Source organism: Vibrio sp. 704, assembly GCF_033339295.1.
This window is the reverse complement of record NZ_JAWOUH010000003.1, coordinates 367395-380410: the sequence shown is the minus strand read 5'-3', so window position 1 is coordinate 380410 and position 13016 is coordinate 367395. Positions and strand designations below refer to the sequence as shown.

Genomic DNA, 13016 nt, shown 5'->3' with positions numbered 1-13016 from the left:
ATGAAACGTGTCGTTCTTTACGTCAAAGATAAATGCCCTCACTGCAAAGATGCTCAACGTTATCTGGATTCGAAAAATATTAACTATCGTTTGTGCAATGCTAAGATGCAACGCGGTCGCAAAGAACTTGATGCGCTTGGTGCTCGTTCAGTGCCAGTTTTAAAAATTGGTGATCGGGTAATGATTGGCTGGAACCCGAAGAACTTCGAGAAGATGTACAAAGGCGACTAGTGCTCGGACGATGAATCTGCGCTGCGTTTAAACGTAGCGCTTGATAAAGTCGATAAACGTTCGATCTGCTATTGATAAGTACCCCTGCTTGCGCCAAGCAAGTGCCAGATCCAGCGTCACTGGTGGTTCAAACGGTAAGCCAACAACGCCCGACTCATGTTGAGTCACCAATTCCAGTAACGCGGTAATCGCAAACTCTTGTTTTACAATACTCAAAATCAAAGGCAGTAAGTTGGTCTCGAATGATGACTTCATGGTAAACCCATGCTCCTCACTCACCTGATCCAAAAATTCGCGGTGAAAATAGCCATGCTGAAACATAACCAAATCGTGTTCAAAGAACTCATCAAAAGTAAGAGCGTGTCGCTGGGCTAACTCATGCTCAGGTGAAACAACTGCGACCATTTGGCTAGTAAACAAATGGTCAGTTTCTAGGTCATCAGGCACGTTATCACAACTGATCACACCGATATCGAGTTGACCATTGAGCAGCATACGACGAATCGATTGAGTCCCAGCTTCGACCAAGGTCAATTTTAACTCCGGGAACTGGCTTTTAAACGCCATCACAATTCGTGGAAAGAAATAACTGCCCATCATTGATGGCGTCCCGAGCCTTACTTCGCCTTTCGCTAAGCCTTTCAACTCATCAATCGCGAGCTGCGCGTCGTGCAACTGTTGAATCACCCGCTTGGCATGTATAAGTAGCGTTTCGCCCTCTTTCGTTAAGCTGATTTTTTTATCATCACGGCGAAATAGGGTAACGCCCAAAGACTGCTCAAACTTTTTGATAGAAATGCTTAATGCGGGCTGGGCAATATGCAGGGCTTTCGCCGCATGGGTAATATTTCCATGTTCAGCGACCGCCAGAAAATGTTTAAGTTGTTTCGATTCCATTAGATCATAAATATATGGTGTCCATATTTTTAATATATTTTTTTAATTTATAACGAACTGATAGATTGATCACAGTCTCTCCATTTGCTCACATTAGGCAGGATTCATGGTCAGTTTTGGCACACCGGAATACAAACGCATTACGCTCTCGCTAGCGCTTGGTTCCTTCTTGGTTTTTTCAAATTTATACCTACTACAGCCAATGCTGCCCACTTTTGCTCAAATTTTCACGATCTCAGAAACGCAAGTGAACTGGTTATTTGCGGCCTCAACACTCGCTCTCTCTTTTAGCCTCGTTCCAATGGCTGTGTTGTCAGAATCAGTGGGAAGAAAGCCAGTCATGATGGCTGGTCTGTTTTCGATTCCTACCCTTTCCGCTTTGATGCTATTTGGTGACTCATTTCTGTTTTTGGTGGTATGTCGAGCACTGATCGGTGTCGCGCTCGCAGCTTTTGCTGCGGTCGCCGTGGCTTACATGGCAGAAGAGCTCGACAAGCACGCCTTCTCGATGGCAATTGGAACGTACATTGCGGCTAACTCATTAGGCGGTATTGCAGGGCGTATTAGCGGCGGCTTATTGGCGGACAATTTCAGTGTTGATGTCGCCATTGAAGTTATGATGGTGTTCACTCTTCTTGGTGTCATTGGCGTTCACTATTTATTGCCAACACAGCGCAACTTCACCCCGTCATCAAGCAGCTTGCGCCATCAAAATCGTGCGCTTATTGGTCATTTTAAAAACCAACGCGTGTGGTTCGCGATGCTGATAGGAGGACTCAACTTTGCTTTGTTCGTCAACCTTTACTCCGTCATGGGTTTCCGTCTGGTGAGTGAACCTCACAATGTGCCCGTCGGGTTGGCCTCACTGATCTTTATTTGTTACTTGGGAGGGACTTTCTCCTCTCGTTGCGCAGGCCACTGGAGTAAACGTTATTCATCAATCCTCGGTATGTTCTTAGGCGCGATAGTGAGCATGGCGGGGATGTGGATTGCGGCGGCTGAAAGCTTGACTGCAATGCTATTTGGGTTGTTGCTGATAAGTTTTGGTGCCTTCTTTACTCATACCCTCGCCTACGGTTGGGTCGGTCAGAACGCCACTCGCGCCAAAGCCACCGCAACAGCGCTCTACTTAGTACACTACTACATAGGCGGTAGTTTGGGAGGATTCTTACTTCTTTATTGTTGGCAGCATGGAGGTTGGTCGAGTGTTCTTATGGGGGGAAGCGCAGTCTACCTAGCGATGTTTGCTGCAATTGCGTATTTGAAACACATTGCCGAAAGAAAGCATACTGACCAAACACCTGACGCTGCGAGTTTAAAGAGTAGCTAAGGTACGCTCATTTGCGTAATACCTCTCTGGTTACTTGGATAACCAACTCTGCTATGCTTGGGCTACTTTAATAAAAACCAGAAAGTCGTATGTCAACGCGTTCAACACAAAACACAGATATCGAAGCGATCACTCAACAGGTCGATCAATGGCTCAACGATGTGGTAATCGGACTCAACCTTTGTCCGTTTGCTGCCAAGCCGCAACGTAATAAACAAATCAAAATCTTTGTTAGTGAAGCGACTCAAGAAGAAGCGCTTCTAGAAGATATTTTATTGCAGCTGATTGAGCTGAGTAACACAGAGCCCGAACAGCTTGAGACCACGTTGGTTGTGGTTCCCAACATGCTACAAGATTTCTGGGACTACAACTTTTGCATAGATTGGGTTGAAGGATTAATTAAGCAGCAAAACTGGGAAGGTATTTTCCAAGTAGCGACTTTCCATCCTGATTACTGTTTTGGTGGCGCAAGGCCTGAAGACGACGAAAACCTGACCAATCGTTCTCCTTACCCGATCTTCCATTTGATTCGCGAAGAGAGTATGGAAAAGGTACTAAAACACTATCCTGATCCTGAATCCATTCCCGATACGAACATCGCTCGTGTTTCCTCCCTTTCAGAGGAAGAACGTAAAAAGCTGTTCCCTTACCTATTTCGTTAAGCACCACTATTCCCCAAAGGCAGATTTATCACCAGTTAGATGCAATGCCCTTGGGGTTCAAAGTGCGGTTTGGTATCATTGCCGCTTCAATCGATTCAATGGAAATTAGAATGCAACTGTCAAAGCTAACCCAAGAGATTTTTGATCACTTATACCGTGATATCACCGAGTTCCGTAGTACCTTCGACTTACCAGTCGCAGACGCTGCAAGCCTTGATACGCAAGCAGACACACTACACACCTCTTTGGCGATCGAAGAGCTAACAGAGCTAGCAGAAGCAGATTGTAAAACTGAGCAAGCAGATGCCATCGTAGACAGCGTGTATGTATTAATGGGCCGTCTCGTTCATCTTGGCCACAGCAAAGTAGAAGACAACCTGGCGATCAACTACTTAATTGATCTTCTATTAAACGTTGCGGTAAACCGTGGTATCGAGTTTATTCCTTGCTGGGATGAAGTACATTCAAGCAACATGAGCAAAGTATGCCGTAACGAGCAAGAGTACTCAGAAACAGAAGCATTCTACGCAGAACAAGGCATCAAGTTGATGGCGGTGCAGAAAGGTGAATACATCATCGCGAAATGCGCCGAAGATTTCGTATCGGAAGGTAAAACCATTCGTAAAGGCAAAGTACTCAAATCTGTTTACTACCGCCCTGCAGATCTAAAACCGTTAACTCAATAAGCGTTGAGTTTGGCTATCTCGATTAAAAAAAAACGACCTCAAGTAGGTCGTTTTTTATTGTCCCTAAACATTAATCAAAGATTAAATAAGGTTGCTCATCTACGATGACCTTTTTGACTTGAGTATTGAACACTTCCCCGAGAGCTTCTTCCGTTAGCACAGTATCGGCACTTCCTGATGAGTGCAGCACACCGTTGTTAAGCAGCAATACTTTATCTGCGTGCTTTAATGTGCGATTGAGATCGTGATTAGCAACTAATACTCCAATTCCCTGCGCCGCCATAGCGTTAATCAATTGATAGAGCAGACCCTCTTGCGCAATATCTAACGGTGCTGCTGGCTCATCCAAAATTAAAAACTGCGAAAAAGGATTAATGGTACGCCACACCTGCAAACATACACCTGCTAATCGGACACGCTGCCACTCACCACCGGATAATGTTTGAATACTGCGATGAAGCTTATCTTGCAGTTGTACCAGCTCCACCACCATATTGACGGCATCACGCACTTTGATATCCGCAATCTCAGCACCACTTGGCAGAGATAAAGCGAGATACTGAAACACATCAACATTAAACGCTGGGCGCGATTGCTGACACAAATAACCTCGAACATGAGCTTGCTCTGACAACGGTAAAGTAAGCAAGTTTTTGTTGCCAACGTACACTTCACCACTCATACCGTCTCGGTGACTTAACGTACCAGAAATCGCAGCCAATAAAGTACTCTTACCGGAACCATTAGGCCCAACGATATGTACGATTTCGCTAGCTTTGCATTCAAAAGAAAGAGGCAATAATCGACTACCAACCGACATATGTTTAACGTGCATCATGACTCTTCACCAGCATCCAGATGAAAATAGGTGCGCCAATCGATGTTGTCATGACACCTAAAGGCAACTCTGCGGAGTCCAATAACAGTCTTGCGCCGATGTCAGCAAATACAAGCAACGCAGCACCAGATATTGCAGAAAGTGGCAATAAATAACGGTTTTCCGTACCAAAAGCCAAACGCAACAAGTGCGGCACCACCAAACCAACAAAACTGATGATGCCACCCAAAGCGACTGAACTACCCACCAAAACAGAAATGGCGAGGATCAATTTCCAACGCATTTGATGCACATCGACACCCAATTGGGTCGCATGAATCTCACCCAGCATCAATTTATCAAGCGACTTGCCTTTACAACATAACCAGGTAAGCACCGGTAACATCACCAAAGTAACGGTATGTTGATACCAACTTGCACCGCCAATACTGCCCATTAACCAATACATCAGTTGGCGTAAACTGAGATCATCACTAAAGTAAAATGCCCAGGTCACAATCGCGCTCGATAAAATACCCAATGCGACCCCAACCAAAAGCAATCGAGCCGTCGTCAGGTGCATTGCCCTTGCTATCGCCACCAAAACAAACGTGAATACCATCGAGCCTGCAATCGCTGCCAACATAAAAACAATCGGGGTAGGAAGAACAGGTGACGCGAACATGATTAAGACCATTGCTAAGCTTGCGCCACCAGAGATACCAAGCACGCCAGGTTCAGCCAACACGTTCCCAAGCAACACTTGTAACGTCGCGCCAGATACCGCTAACGCAGCACCAATAATTGCCGCAGACACTAACCTCGGTAAACGCAAGTCCACCAATAACTTCTGTTCAAATGCAGATAAGGATTGAAAAGGAGAAAGGAAAATTTCTCCGACCATCAAGTGAATGGCAGAGAGTACAGCGAGCACGATCGACATAACCATCAGGTTACGTTGCCAGCGTCGTTCCTTGTTCAGGATAAGTTGTTGAAAATCCATAGCGGCCGATAAAAACAAACGAGGCTTAACCTTACAGTTAAGCCTCGGTAAATTGCAATTAACTTCTCAAAGCAATGTTGGATTAATCGTAAACCAACTCACCCTCTTCAAAACGGGTTTTCACTTCACAAACCATCAGAGCTGCACGTTGACCTATTGCGACGTGGCGGTTCGGGAAGACAATCGCTTCGTTTTCATTCTTCGCCATTAATGGTTTGTCGCCATCATGACCAAACACTTCGCCGTGAACAAATGAGGTGAAGTTTTCAACATTGTCGTCGAACATAAAGTCAAAGTCTTCGTTCAAACGAACGATTGTGCGACTTACGCGATACTTAATGCATGGTTTTGGTAAGTGTTCTGGCTTCGTTTCCGCAATCAAATTACGTAAAGACAAATCAAACGCGGTCAGTTTATCGAGGTCATTTTCACCGATACGAGCCACACGGCCAAGTTCCATTGTGAGAGCCTGCGCACCAAAATTCTCGGCACTGTACCAGCTAAACGTGCTCGATGGTGAGTTTGACAGGAGCACTGCTTCAATGTGTGCACTGTCCAAGAAATCGATCAATGCCTTGCTGCGCACAGGATGACGAGTCTTAGGACTTACTGCAAACGTATAGTGCTTCGAGCCTCTAATCGCGCAGTGTAAATCAAGGTGCCAGCGTGTTGTCGGGTCGGTATCCTGATAAAAATCTCGAACAAGCAGCTTAAGCGTATCGGCGATAACAAGCTCTTTTGTCTGTTTGTGTTCTTTTTCGTCAAACAGACGGTTGAGATTTTCTTCGAGGAATCGCGTGTGCGCCAGAGTGGATTCTGGGTGAGCGATAATGAACAGACAACGGGTATCGACCGTCTGGAACCCAGATTCTATGTCTTGAATAATGGAATCCACCAGCTCCATCGGTGCGGTTTCATCTCCGTGAACCCCACAAGAGATGATGATGTTCTTCGTATCCTGAGTATAATTCGCAGGGATTACTTCTAATACACCACGCTGATAGAGTTTAAGTTTTACACCGTTAGAAAGCACCTGCTCCGCTGGTGCAACATCAATATGAACATCTAACGTGTCAGTTAAAAACGATTGGCGAAAGAGAGACTTCGTCATGCGTTACTCCTTAATAGCACGGCGGATATGTTAATAAATTGTACAAAGGATTTTTGTTGCTGCGATCTCACTTATGAGTAGAAATCACTATTTCCCTCGAAAATCCGATGCCTTTTCGCGCCAGGCACTCAAATCAAGCATTGAGGCGTTTAATTTTCAAACAATTACAAAGTGTTAGGGCTGTGAACTTTACCACAGCCCTGATTAAGATCTTTATGATTTGATCAAATTTTTGTAGCTATAAAGCAGATTATGCATCAACACTGCGAAAAACTTAGCCGCGCTGTGCGAGCAAACGCTCAAACTCATCGACTTTTTCACGCACTAGCTCAACACTCTGCTGCCAAAACGTTGGCTGGGTTAAATCCATCGACAGGTGCTTTTCGACGACATCTTCCGCCATCATGCAGCCTGTATCGCGCAGCAAATTGATGTAATCGGTGTAAAACGCTTCGCCTTTGTTTTCTCGCTGTGCATAGATACCCTTGCTAAACAAGAAACCAAATAGGTATGGGTAGTTATAAAAGCTCACGCTATCAATAGAAAAGTGCAGCTTGCTTGCCCAGAAGTACGGATCCGGTTCGCTCATTACGTCGCCATACCATTCTTTCCAAGTTTCTGACATCAACTCACAGAATTCATCTGCGGTTAACTCTCCATCCTGGCGGCGTTCATAGAACGATTTTTCAAACTCGTAGCGAACCGGAATGTTGATCATTAAAGCTAGCGCAGATGACAACTCTTCCCACAACATCTCGAGCTTTTCATCAACGCTCTCCGCTTTCGAAATCAAATGATCACGAACGATGTTTTCTGCAAAGATAGAGGCGGTTTCTGCTAACGTCATTGGGTAGTAAGTTTGGCAAAGTGGCAAATCACGAATAACCCAGTTATGGAACGCATGGCCAAGTTCATGTGCCAGAGTCATAAGGTCTGACCGACTGCCACTCCAAGTCATAAACACAAGTGGTGTTCGCGTTGCTGGCAGTTTGGTGCAGTATGCGCCAAGACGCTTGTTAGCATTTGGCGCGGCATCAATCCAACCATTTTGTACCATCAAACGGACAAACTCCGACATCTCAGGGTTTACTGTTTCAAATGCTTCACAAATAACATCAATCGCTTCATCAAAGTCGTAAACCTTCGCTTCACCGCTCAAAGCAGGCATAGCCGCCAGATGATTCCAAGGTTTCATCTCATCCAGACCATGTACTTGCGCCATCAATAAACCCGCTTTCTGACCAATAGCTCGACTGTCTTTGGCTACGGTCATCATCGCATTTAAAGTTTCAGCTTGGATTCGGCTACCATGCAAACTCGGCTCTAGGAAGTGAACTTCACGCTTCGTAGAACGCTTTTTGTTTTCAGTTAAGCGCCATCCTGCTAACGCATTCAAAATCGCAGCGAATGATTCTTGGTGCGTTTGCATTGCATCTTGTACGCCTCGCCACGCGGCTTCTTGACGCTCGAATTCAGAACCATAAAGAATGCTTGCCGCTTGAGAAAACCCAAGCTCTTCACTATTACCATCTGTGTACTCAAGCTTCACTTTCAATGAGCCAGTCAGGTTATCGTATAGGTTACCCCAAGCCGATTTGCCATCCACACTCATCGCAGCCAGTAACTGTTCTTCTGCGTTGCTAAGACGAGTATCCGCCAACTTTCTAGAATTCAAGATAGAAAAAGCTTGCCCACTGATATCAGGATTCTCATGGTCTAACACGCGCAAGATAAACTCTTCGTCGGCATGCGTTAGTGTCAAATCAAAGGGACTGAACGCTTGGGAAAGCTCCGAAAAGATGCGGGTCATTTTACCAAGTAACGATTTCGCTTCGGCGTTTGTTGCATCAACAGAAGCATAACAACTCGCAAAATTTGCAACTGTACCCGCTAAACGACTCGCGGCTTCATTGGTCAAAATCGCATTTTGCATGATCTCTACGTTGCCACAATCTGCTGATTGTTTATTCAAAAGATCAATACATTGTTCTACAAGAGCAATATCGTCTTGAATTCGTGGGTCAGAAAGGTCGTTATAAACGATGGACAAATCCCAACTCGGCGTTGTCATTTCTATATTTCCTTTTTATGTAACTGAGTCAATTTTCGCTTCCTGCACCTAGCAGATGGGCTTCCACTGACATCTTCCGTGACTATGCCCGTAAGCAATATCGTTCTGGGCATTTTAATATTTATAAATTAACGAGTTAAAAGAGGTACGCCAATCGAACGCACCGAGGCGTAAATTTGCTCATCTATGGTAATTGTTAAATGCGTGACAGAAGCGTTTCCTATCGACAACGTCGAATACCACTTTGGGTTACGCCAATCTAACTCCAATACATGAGCAAGAATCATACGAATGACGCCACCATGCGTGACGATAAGTAGATTGTCATTGATATCGTTGATGATTTGAGACCAAACGCGACATATGCGCTCAGAAAATGTGCTTAAGCTCTCAGCATTCGGCAACGTATGTTGTGCTGGCGATTGCCAAAAAGCATCTAGCTTTTTCCACTGCTTAGTGAGCATATCAAAAGGCATACCATCAAAATCACCAAATGCCATCTCTTGTAAAGACTCATCCGTCATTACTGGTAATAATTGCTGTTCAGCAATGATGTTTGCCAGTTCTTGACAGCGTGAAAGCGGAGAAGAAATTATTCCACCCACACCTCGTCCACTCTCGGCCCAAGCCCGAGCAATACTCTCTTGATCAGCAGGCGTAACTTTTACATCTGTTTGGCCATGGAGTCCTGGTGGAGCGTCTACTTTTCCATGACGCACAAGATAGATATTGAGTGTTTTCATTTTGTTCCATCCTACTCTTTAAGAACCAACGGCAAACCAGCAGCAACAAAGGTAACGCGATGGCAAACACTGGCTAGTTTTTGATTCATCCGTCCTGCATTATCCACAAAATAACGACTAACCGCCCCCAAAGGTACAATGCCCATTCCAACCTCGTTAGAGACGAATATTAACGTCGCATCTGAGCCACGTACCACCTGTATAAGCTTTTCAATTTCTGCTTCTAGCTTCTCATTGGAACATTCATCACCTAACTCAAATATCCAATTGTTGAGCCACAAGGTTAAACAGTCGATCAATACAACATCGGTGATAGCGAAATTTGTCAGTAACTCAGATAAATGAAGGGGGCATTCATGCTCTTGCCACTCGCCCCCGCGTTGCTTTTGATGATGCGCTATTCGCTCTCGCATTTCTTGGTCAAATGGCAGCGCGGTTGCAACATAGTGTAATGCTCGCTGAGAAGCGACCGATAATTGCTTAGCTGTTTTTTCTGCCAAATGCGACTTCCCAGAGCGCGCGCCACCGAGTATCAATTGCTTCATGAGGAGTGATACAACCCAATCATAGTGAGATAAATAAGCAGTTCCGACAACTGTTGCGCTGCGCCAAGGCAATCCCCCGTAAAGCCGCCAATTCTCTTGGTTAACCAACGTTTGAACATCAAACGAAATACCACGAGAACAAGCGATATCAAGATCGCATCCGCGATACCAAGCACAAGCAATGTTACGCCACCAGTAAACAACAAAATGGAGACTTCTAGAGAAGACTGGCGACTTGCTAGCGGTTTACTTTTCGACGTATCACTGTCACTGACATAAGGCATGTCATAAATAAGCGTCGCTGCTAGTGCTCGGCTTGCGGTGTAAGCGACGACAATGACCAACCAAAAGTGCGGCAAGTTAGTCAGTTCACTCCAAAAAACATACTTAGCCAATAACGCCATAATGAGAGTGGCGGCACCATAAGTGCCAATACGACTGTCTTTCATAATAGAGAGGCGTCGCTCTACGGTCATGCCACCGCCAATGCCATCCGCCATATCGGTCAAGCCGTCTTCGTGAAAAGCCCCAGTTAACAATAAGCTAAACACCATCGTTAATACTATGGCAACCGACTCTGGGAAAAAAATTGAGGTGAGCGAGAATACCAAAGCGCAAAGTGCTCCAAGCACGAGACCAACTAACGCAAAGTAACGGCCTGCCTGATTCATGCGTTCTTCACTGTAAGGCAACGCTTGGGGCACGGGTAAGCGGCTAAAAAAACTGGTAGCTAATAGAAATAACTCCCACTGGTATCTTAACGATGACGGCGTGACTTTCTCAGAATTATCAGGGACTGACACTATACTGTAACTCCTGCACTCTCGAAGCTCGCCATTTTGTTGTAAAACTGAGCGGCAGCTTTTAACAAGGGTAAGGCAAGAGCGGCTCCTGTTCCCTCCCCTAGCCGTAAACCAAGGTCGAGCAGAGGTTCTGCTTTAAGATGTTCCAATACAAATTTATGTCCATTTTCTTCAGAGCGATGGGCAAACAACATGTATTCACGCGTTTCTTCGTCTAACAACGTCGCAATATAAGCCGCTACCGATACGATAAACCCATCCACTAAAACTGGAGTTTTAAGCCGCTTGGCTTCTAAAAAAGCGCCCACCATTTGTACGATTTCAAAACCCCCAACCTGTGCGAGAATCGCTTTGGTATCAAGACCTCGACATCGGTTTACCCCCTGTGCTACCAGTTTATATTTGCGGCTCAACTGCTGTTGATTGATTCCGGTGCCAACGCCAACACAATAATCAATATCTAATGAGCTCAGCGCCGATAACAGTGCTGAGGCCGAACTGGTATTACCGATGCCCATCTCGCCGAACATTAAGAGGTTTGAACCATGCAAAATGGTATGCTCAGCAATCTTCGCACCATATTCTAAACCTAACGCCACTTGTTCTGGGGACATCGCGGATTGTTTAGAAAAATTAGCCGTACCGTTACCCAACCGTTGTTCAACCAAGTTGGGATGGGATTTAAATTCTGGAACCAGCACATCAATAGGAGCCAACATGCCGCAATCTATTACTTTGAGTTGAATGCCATTAATGTCGCAAAAACAGTTGATGGCTGCGCCGCCAGCGAGAAAGTTAGCCACCATTTGCTGAGTGACTTCGCTTGGCGCAATGCTCACACCCTCCTCTGCAACGCCGTGATCTCCAGCAAATACCAGCATGCTCGGTTTGCAGATAGCGATGGAATCAACTGGCTGAGGTTTATTCTGACTTTGAATAAGAGCTAACTGCAGTGCCACCTTTTCCAATAAGCCTAAAGAACCGACGGGTTTGGTTTTGTTATCTATGCGTGCTTGTATCTCCGCAGCAAAAGAGTCATCCATTTTTTACGTTCCTTTGATGTTGTCTGGGTGAGAGGTGTTCTGTTGTTCAAGAGGTCTTGTTCAGCGACAGTTTTTGCGCGCCCACTATTGTATACACTTGCATCCAATTGGGGCAGCGCTAATCAAGTTTATCTCAGGATAGTCTGCCGAGTTCGCAGAGCGTCTCACCTTTCTTGCACGAGATTATAAGTAACTCGTTGAAATCCGCTACAATAGCTTAGACTATGTTCCCATATAGGAGAAAAGATATGGATAACAACACCTGCGCAATCATCACCGGTGCAACTGGCTTAGTAGGCTCAAAAGTCATTGCAAACCTCATAAATCAATCAGGTGTTGGAACATTATATTATCTTTCTCGCCGCCCACTCGATGGCGTCCTAGATGTGGACAACAAGCTTATTCCTCTCATTGATGCAGACCTTTCTATCCACCAATGGGATGAGAACCAACCAACACCAACCATCGGCTTTATCTGTTTAGGCACGACCCTTAAGCAAGCAGGCAGTAAGGATAATTTGCGTAGAGTAGATGTTGATCTGGTGTGCAAAGTCGCCCAACAAATGAAAACAATCGGAGTCAAACGCCTTGCGGTTGTTTCTAGCCTCGGTGCAAATAGTAAATCGCCATCCCATTACTTAGCTTGTAAAGGACAAATGGAACAACGAATCGAAGCTATGGATTTTGAGGAAATCGTATTTGTTCGCCCAGGCCCGCTTGTTGGTCAACGTCAAAACCCAAGAATGGACGAGAAGTTAGTACAAACTCTGTTTAAGGTAATTCGCCCACTTATGCTAGGCAAACTGTCCAACTTTTTACCTATTCGAGCAGAAGATGTCGCCAAAGCGATGATTTATCAACTTTTCAGTTATCAAGAAGACTCGGTGGTTTACTTACAAAGGAAAGAAATGCGTGAATTACTGCATCACTACGAATAACCATTTTGTACAATTAACGTGCTAATTCACACTCTCACGCGACTTAGATCTCGTTTTTATATTCATTTTAGATCTAGCTAATACCCGTTTGTCATTTTTAAAGTTATATCACGAGCGTTATCTTACGCTCCATAAA

At 45.1% G+C, this 13016-nt stretch carries 14 protein-coding genes; 5 read left to right on the top strand and 9 right to left on the bottom strand.

Going from position 1 to position 13016, the window contains the following annotated elements; all coding sequences use genetic code 11:
• Entirely contained in the window at positions 1 to 231 is a 231-nt protein-coding gene (locus R7R24_RS07730) for a glutaredoxin family protein (RefSeq protein ID WP_005377871.1), read from the top strand.
• Positions 232 to 258: 27 nt separating this feature from the next.
• On the opposite strand, the gene R7R24_RS07725 is transcribed toward R7R24_RS07730, so the two are convergent.
• Entirely contained in the window at positions 259 to 1128 is an 870-nt protein-coding gene (locus tag R7R24_RS07725) for a LysR family transcriptional regulator (RefSeq protein ID WP_017820887.1), read from the bottom strand.
• A gap of 106 nt (positions 1129 to 1234) precedes the next feature.
• On the opposite strand from R7R24_RS07725, the gene R7R24_RS07720 reads away from it, so the two are divergent.
• From R7R24_RS07720 to R7R24_RS07710, 3 genes are all read left to right on the top strand, one after another.
• Complete coding sequence (locus R7R24_RS07720) at positions 1235 to 2458, top strand: MFS transporter (protein ID WP_318119477.1); 1224 nt, start codon at positions 1235 to 1237, stop codon at positions 2456 to 2458.
• An 89-nt stretch (positions 2459 to 2547) separates the two neighbouring features.
• Entirely contained in the window at positions 2548 to 3120 is a 573-nt protein-coding gene (locus tag R7R24_RS07715) for a DUF1415 domain-containing protein (protein WP_053306933.1), read from the top strand.
• Positions 3121 to 3230: 110 nt separating this feature from the next.
• A complete protein-coding gene (locus R7R24_RS07710) occupies positions 3231 to 3806 on the top strand; it encodes a nucleoside triphosphate pyrophosphohydrolase family protein (protein ID WP_182016178.1) in 576 nt (191 codons plus the stop codon).
• 70 nt (positions 3807 to 3876) lie between these two features.
• On the opposite strand, the gene btuD is transcribed toward R7R24_RS07710, so the two are convergent.
• The 8 genes from btuD to cobT all read right to left on the bottom strand — a co-directional run bounded on the left by btuD (position 3877) and on the right by cobT (position 11942).
• Positions 3877 to 4644, bottom strand: coding sequence for a vitamin B12 ABC transporter ATP-binding protein BtuD (gene btuD / locus R7R24_RS07705; protein ID WP_080996857.1), 768 nt, complete (start codon positions 4642 to 4644; stop codon positions 3877 to 3879).
• Entirely contained in the window at positions 4631 to 5626 is a 996-nt protein-coding gene (gene btuC, locus R7R24_RS07700) for a vitamin B12 ABC transporter permease BtuC (protein ID WP_053306934.1), read from the bottom strand. Before btuC ends, btuD begins: the two co-directional genes overlap by 14 nt.
• 82 nt (positions 5627 to 5708) lie before the next feature.
• A complete protein-coding gene (locus tag R7R24_RS07695) occupies positions 5709 to 6737 on the bottom strand; it encodes a succinylglutamate desuccinylase (RefSeq protein ID WP_005377878.1) in 1029 nt (342 codons plus the stop codon).
• A 274-nt stretch (positions 6738 to 7011) separates the two neighbouring features.
• Positions 7012 to 8808, bottom strand: a complete 1797-nt coding sequence (locus R7R24_RS07690) for a M3 family oligoendopeptidase (RefSeq protein WP_054729866.1) — start codon at positions 8806 to 8808, stop codon at positions 7012 to 7014.
• Positions 8809 to 8936: 128 nt separating this feature from the next.
• Positions 8937 to 9551, bottom strand: a complete 615-nt coding sequence (gene cobC, locus R7R24_RS07685) for an alpha-ribazole phosphatase (protein WP_042521940.1) — start codon at positions 9549 to 9551, stop codon at positions 8937 to 8939.
• An 11-nt stretch (positions 9552 to 9562) separates the two neighbouring features.
• A complete protein-coding gene (gene cobU, locus R7R24_RS07680; RefSeq protein WP_042521941.1) occupies positions 9563 to 10096 on the bottom strand; it encodes a bifunctional adenosylcobinamide kinase/adenosylcobinamide-phosphate guanylyltransferase in 534 nt (177 codons plus the stop codon).
• Positions 10093 to 10899, bottom strand: a complete 807-nt coding sequence (locus tag R7R24_RS07675; RefSeq protein WP_213883550.1) for an adenosylcobinamide-GDP ribazoletransferase — start codon at positions 10897 to 10899, stop codon at positions 10093 to 10095. The genes cobU and R7R24_RS07675 overlap by 4 nt, the downstream gene beginning before the upstream one ends.
• Positions 10899 to 11942: a nicotinate-nucleotide--dimethylbenzimidazole phosphoribosyltransferase gene (cobT, locus tag R7R24_RS07670; protein WP_005377883.1), complete on the bottom strand. Its 1044-nt coding sequence runs from the start codon at positions 11940 to 11942 to the stop codon at positions 10899 to 10901. The genes R7R24_RS07675 and cobT overlap by 1 nt, the downstream gene beginning before the upstream one ends.
• 248 nt (positions 11943 to 12190) lie before the next feature.
• On the opposite strand from cobT, the gene R7R24_RS07665 reads away from it, so the two are divergent.
• Positions 12191 to 12880, top strand: a complete 690-nt coding sequence (locus R7R24_RS07665) for an NAD(P)H-binding protein (protein ID WP_054577910.1) — start codon at positions 12191 to 12193, stop codon at positions 12878 to 12880.
• Positions 12881 to 13016 lie beyond the last annotated feature (136 nt).

Excerpts from the sequence above, each read along its gene's own strand:
- R7R24_RS07665 (WP_054577910.1), top strand. The coding sequence starts at position 12,191 with ATGGATAACAACACCTGCGCAATCATCACCGGTGCAACTGGCTTAGTA.
- R7R24_RS07730 (WP_005377871.1), top strand. The coding sequence starts at position 1 with ATGAAACGTGTCGTTCTTTACGTCAAAGATAAATGCCCTCACTGCAAA.
- R7R24_RS07690 (WP_054729866.1), bottom strand. The coding sequence starts at position 8,808 with ATGACAACGCCGAGTTGGGATTTGTCCATCGTTTATAACGACCTTTCT.
- cobC (WP_042521940.1), bottom strand. The coding sequence starts at position 9,551 with ATGAAAACACTCAATATCTATCTTGTGCGTCATGGAAAAGTAGACGCT.
- btuC (WP_053306934.1), bottom strand. The coding sequence starts at position 5,626 with ATGGATTTTCAACAACTTATCCTGAACAAGGAACGACGCTGGCAACGT.
- R7R24_RS07725 (WP_017820887.1), bottom strand. The coding sequence starts at position 1,128 with ATGGAATCGAAACAACTTAAACATTTTCTGGCGGTCGCTGAACATGGA.
- cobU (WP_042521941.1), bottom strand. The coding sequence starts at position 10,096 with ATGAAGCAATTGATACTCGGTGGCGCGCGCTCTGGGAAGTCGCATTTG.
- R7R24_RS07710 (WP_182016178.1), top strand. The coding sequence starts at position 3,231 with ATGCAACTGTCAAAGCTAACCCAAGAGATTTTTGATCACTTATACCGT.
- btuD (WP_080996857.1), bottom strand. The coding sequence starts at position 4,644 with ATGATGCACGTTAAACATATGTCGGTTGGTAGTCGATTATTGCCTCTT.
- R7R24_RS07715 (WP_053306933.1), top strand. The coding sequence starts at position 2,548 with ATGTCAACGCGTTCAACACAAAACACAGATATCGAAGCGATCACTCAA.
- R7R24_RS07720 (WP_318119477.1), top strand. The coding sequence starts at position 1,235 with ATGGTCAGTTTTGGCACACCGGAATACAAACGCATTACGCTCTCGCTA.
- R7R24_RS07695 (WP_005377878.1), bottom strand. The coding sequence starts at position 6,737 with ATGACGAAGTCTCTCTTTCGCCAATCGTTTTTAACTGACACGTTAGAT.
- cobT (WP_005377883.1), bottom strand. The coding sequence starts at position 11,942 with ATGGATGACTCTTTTGCTGCGGAGATACAAGCACGCATAGATAACAAA.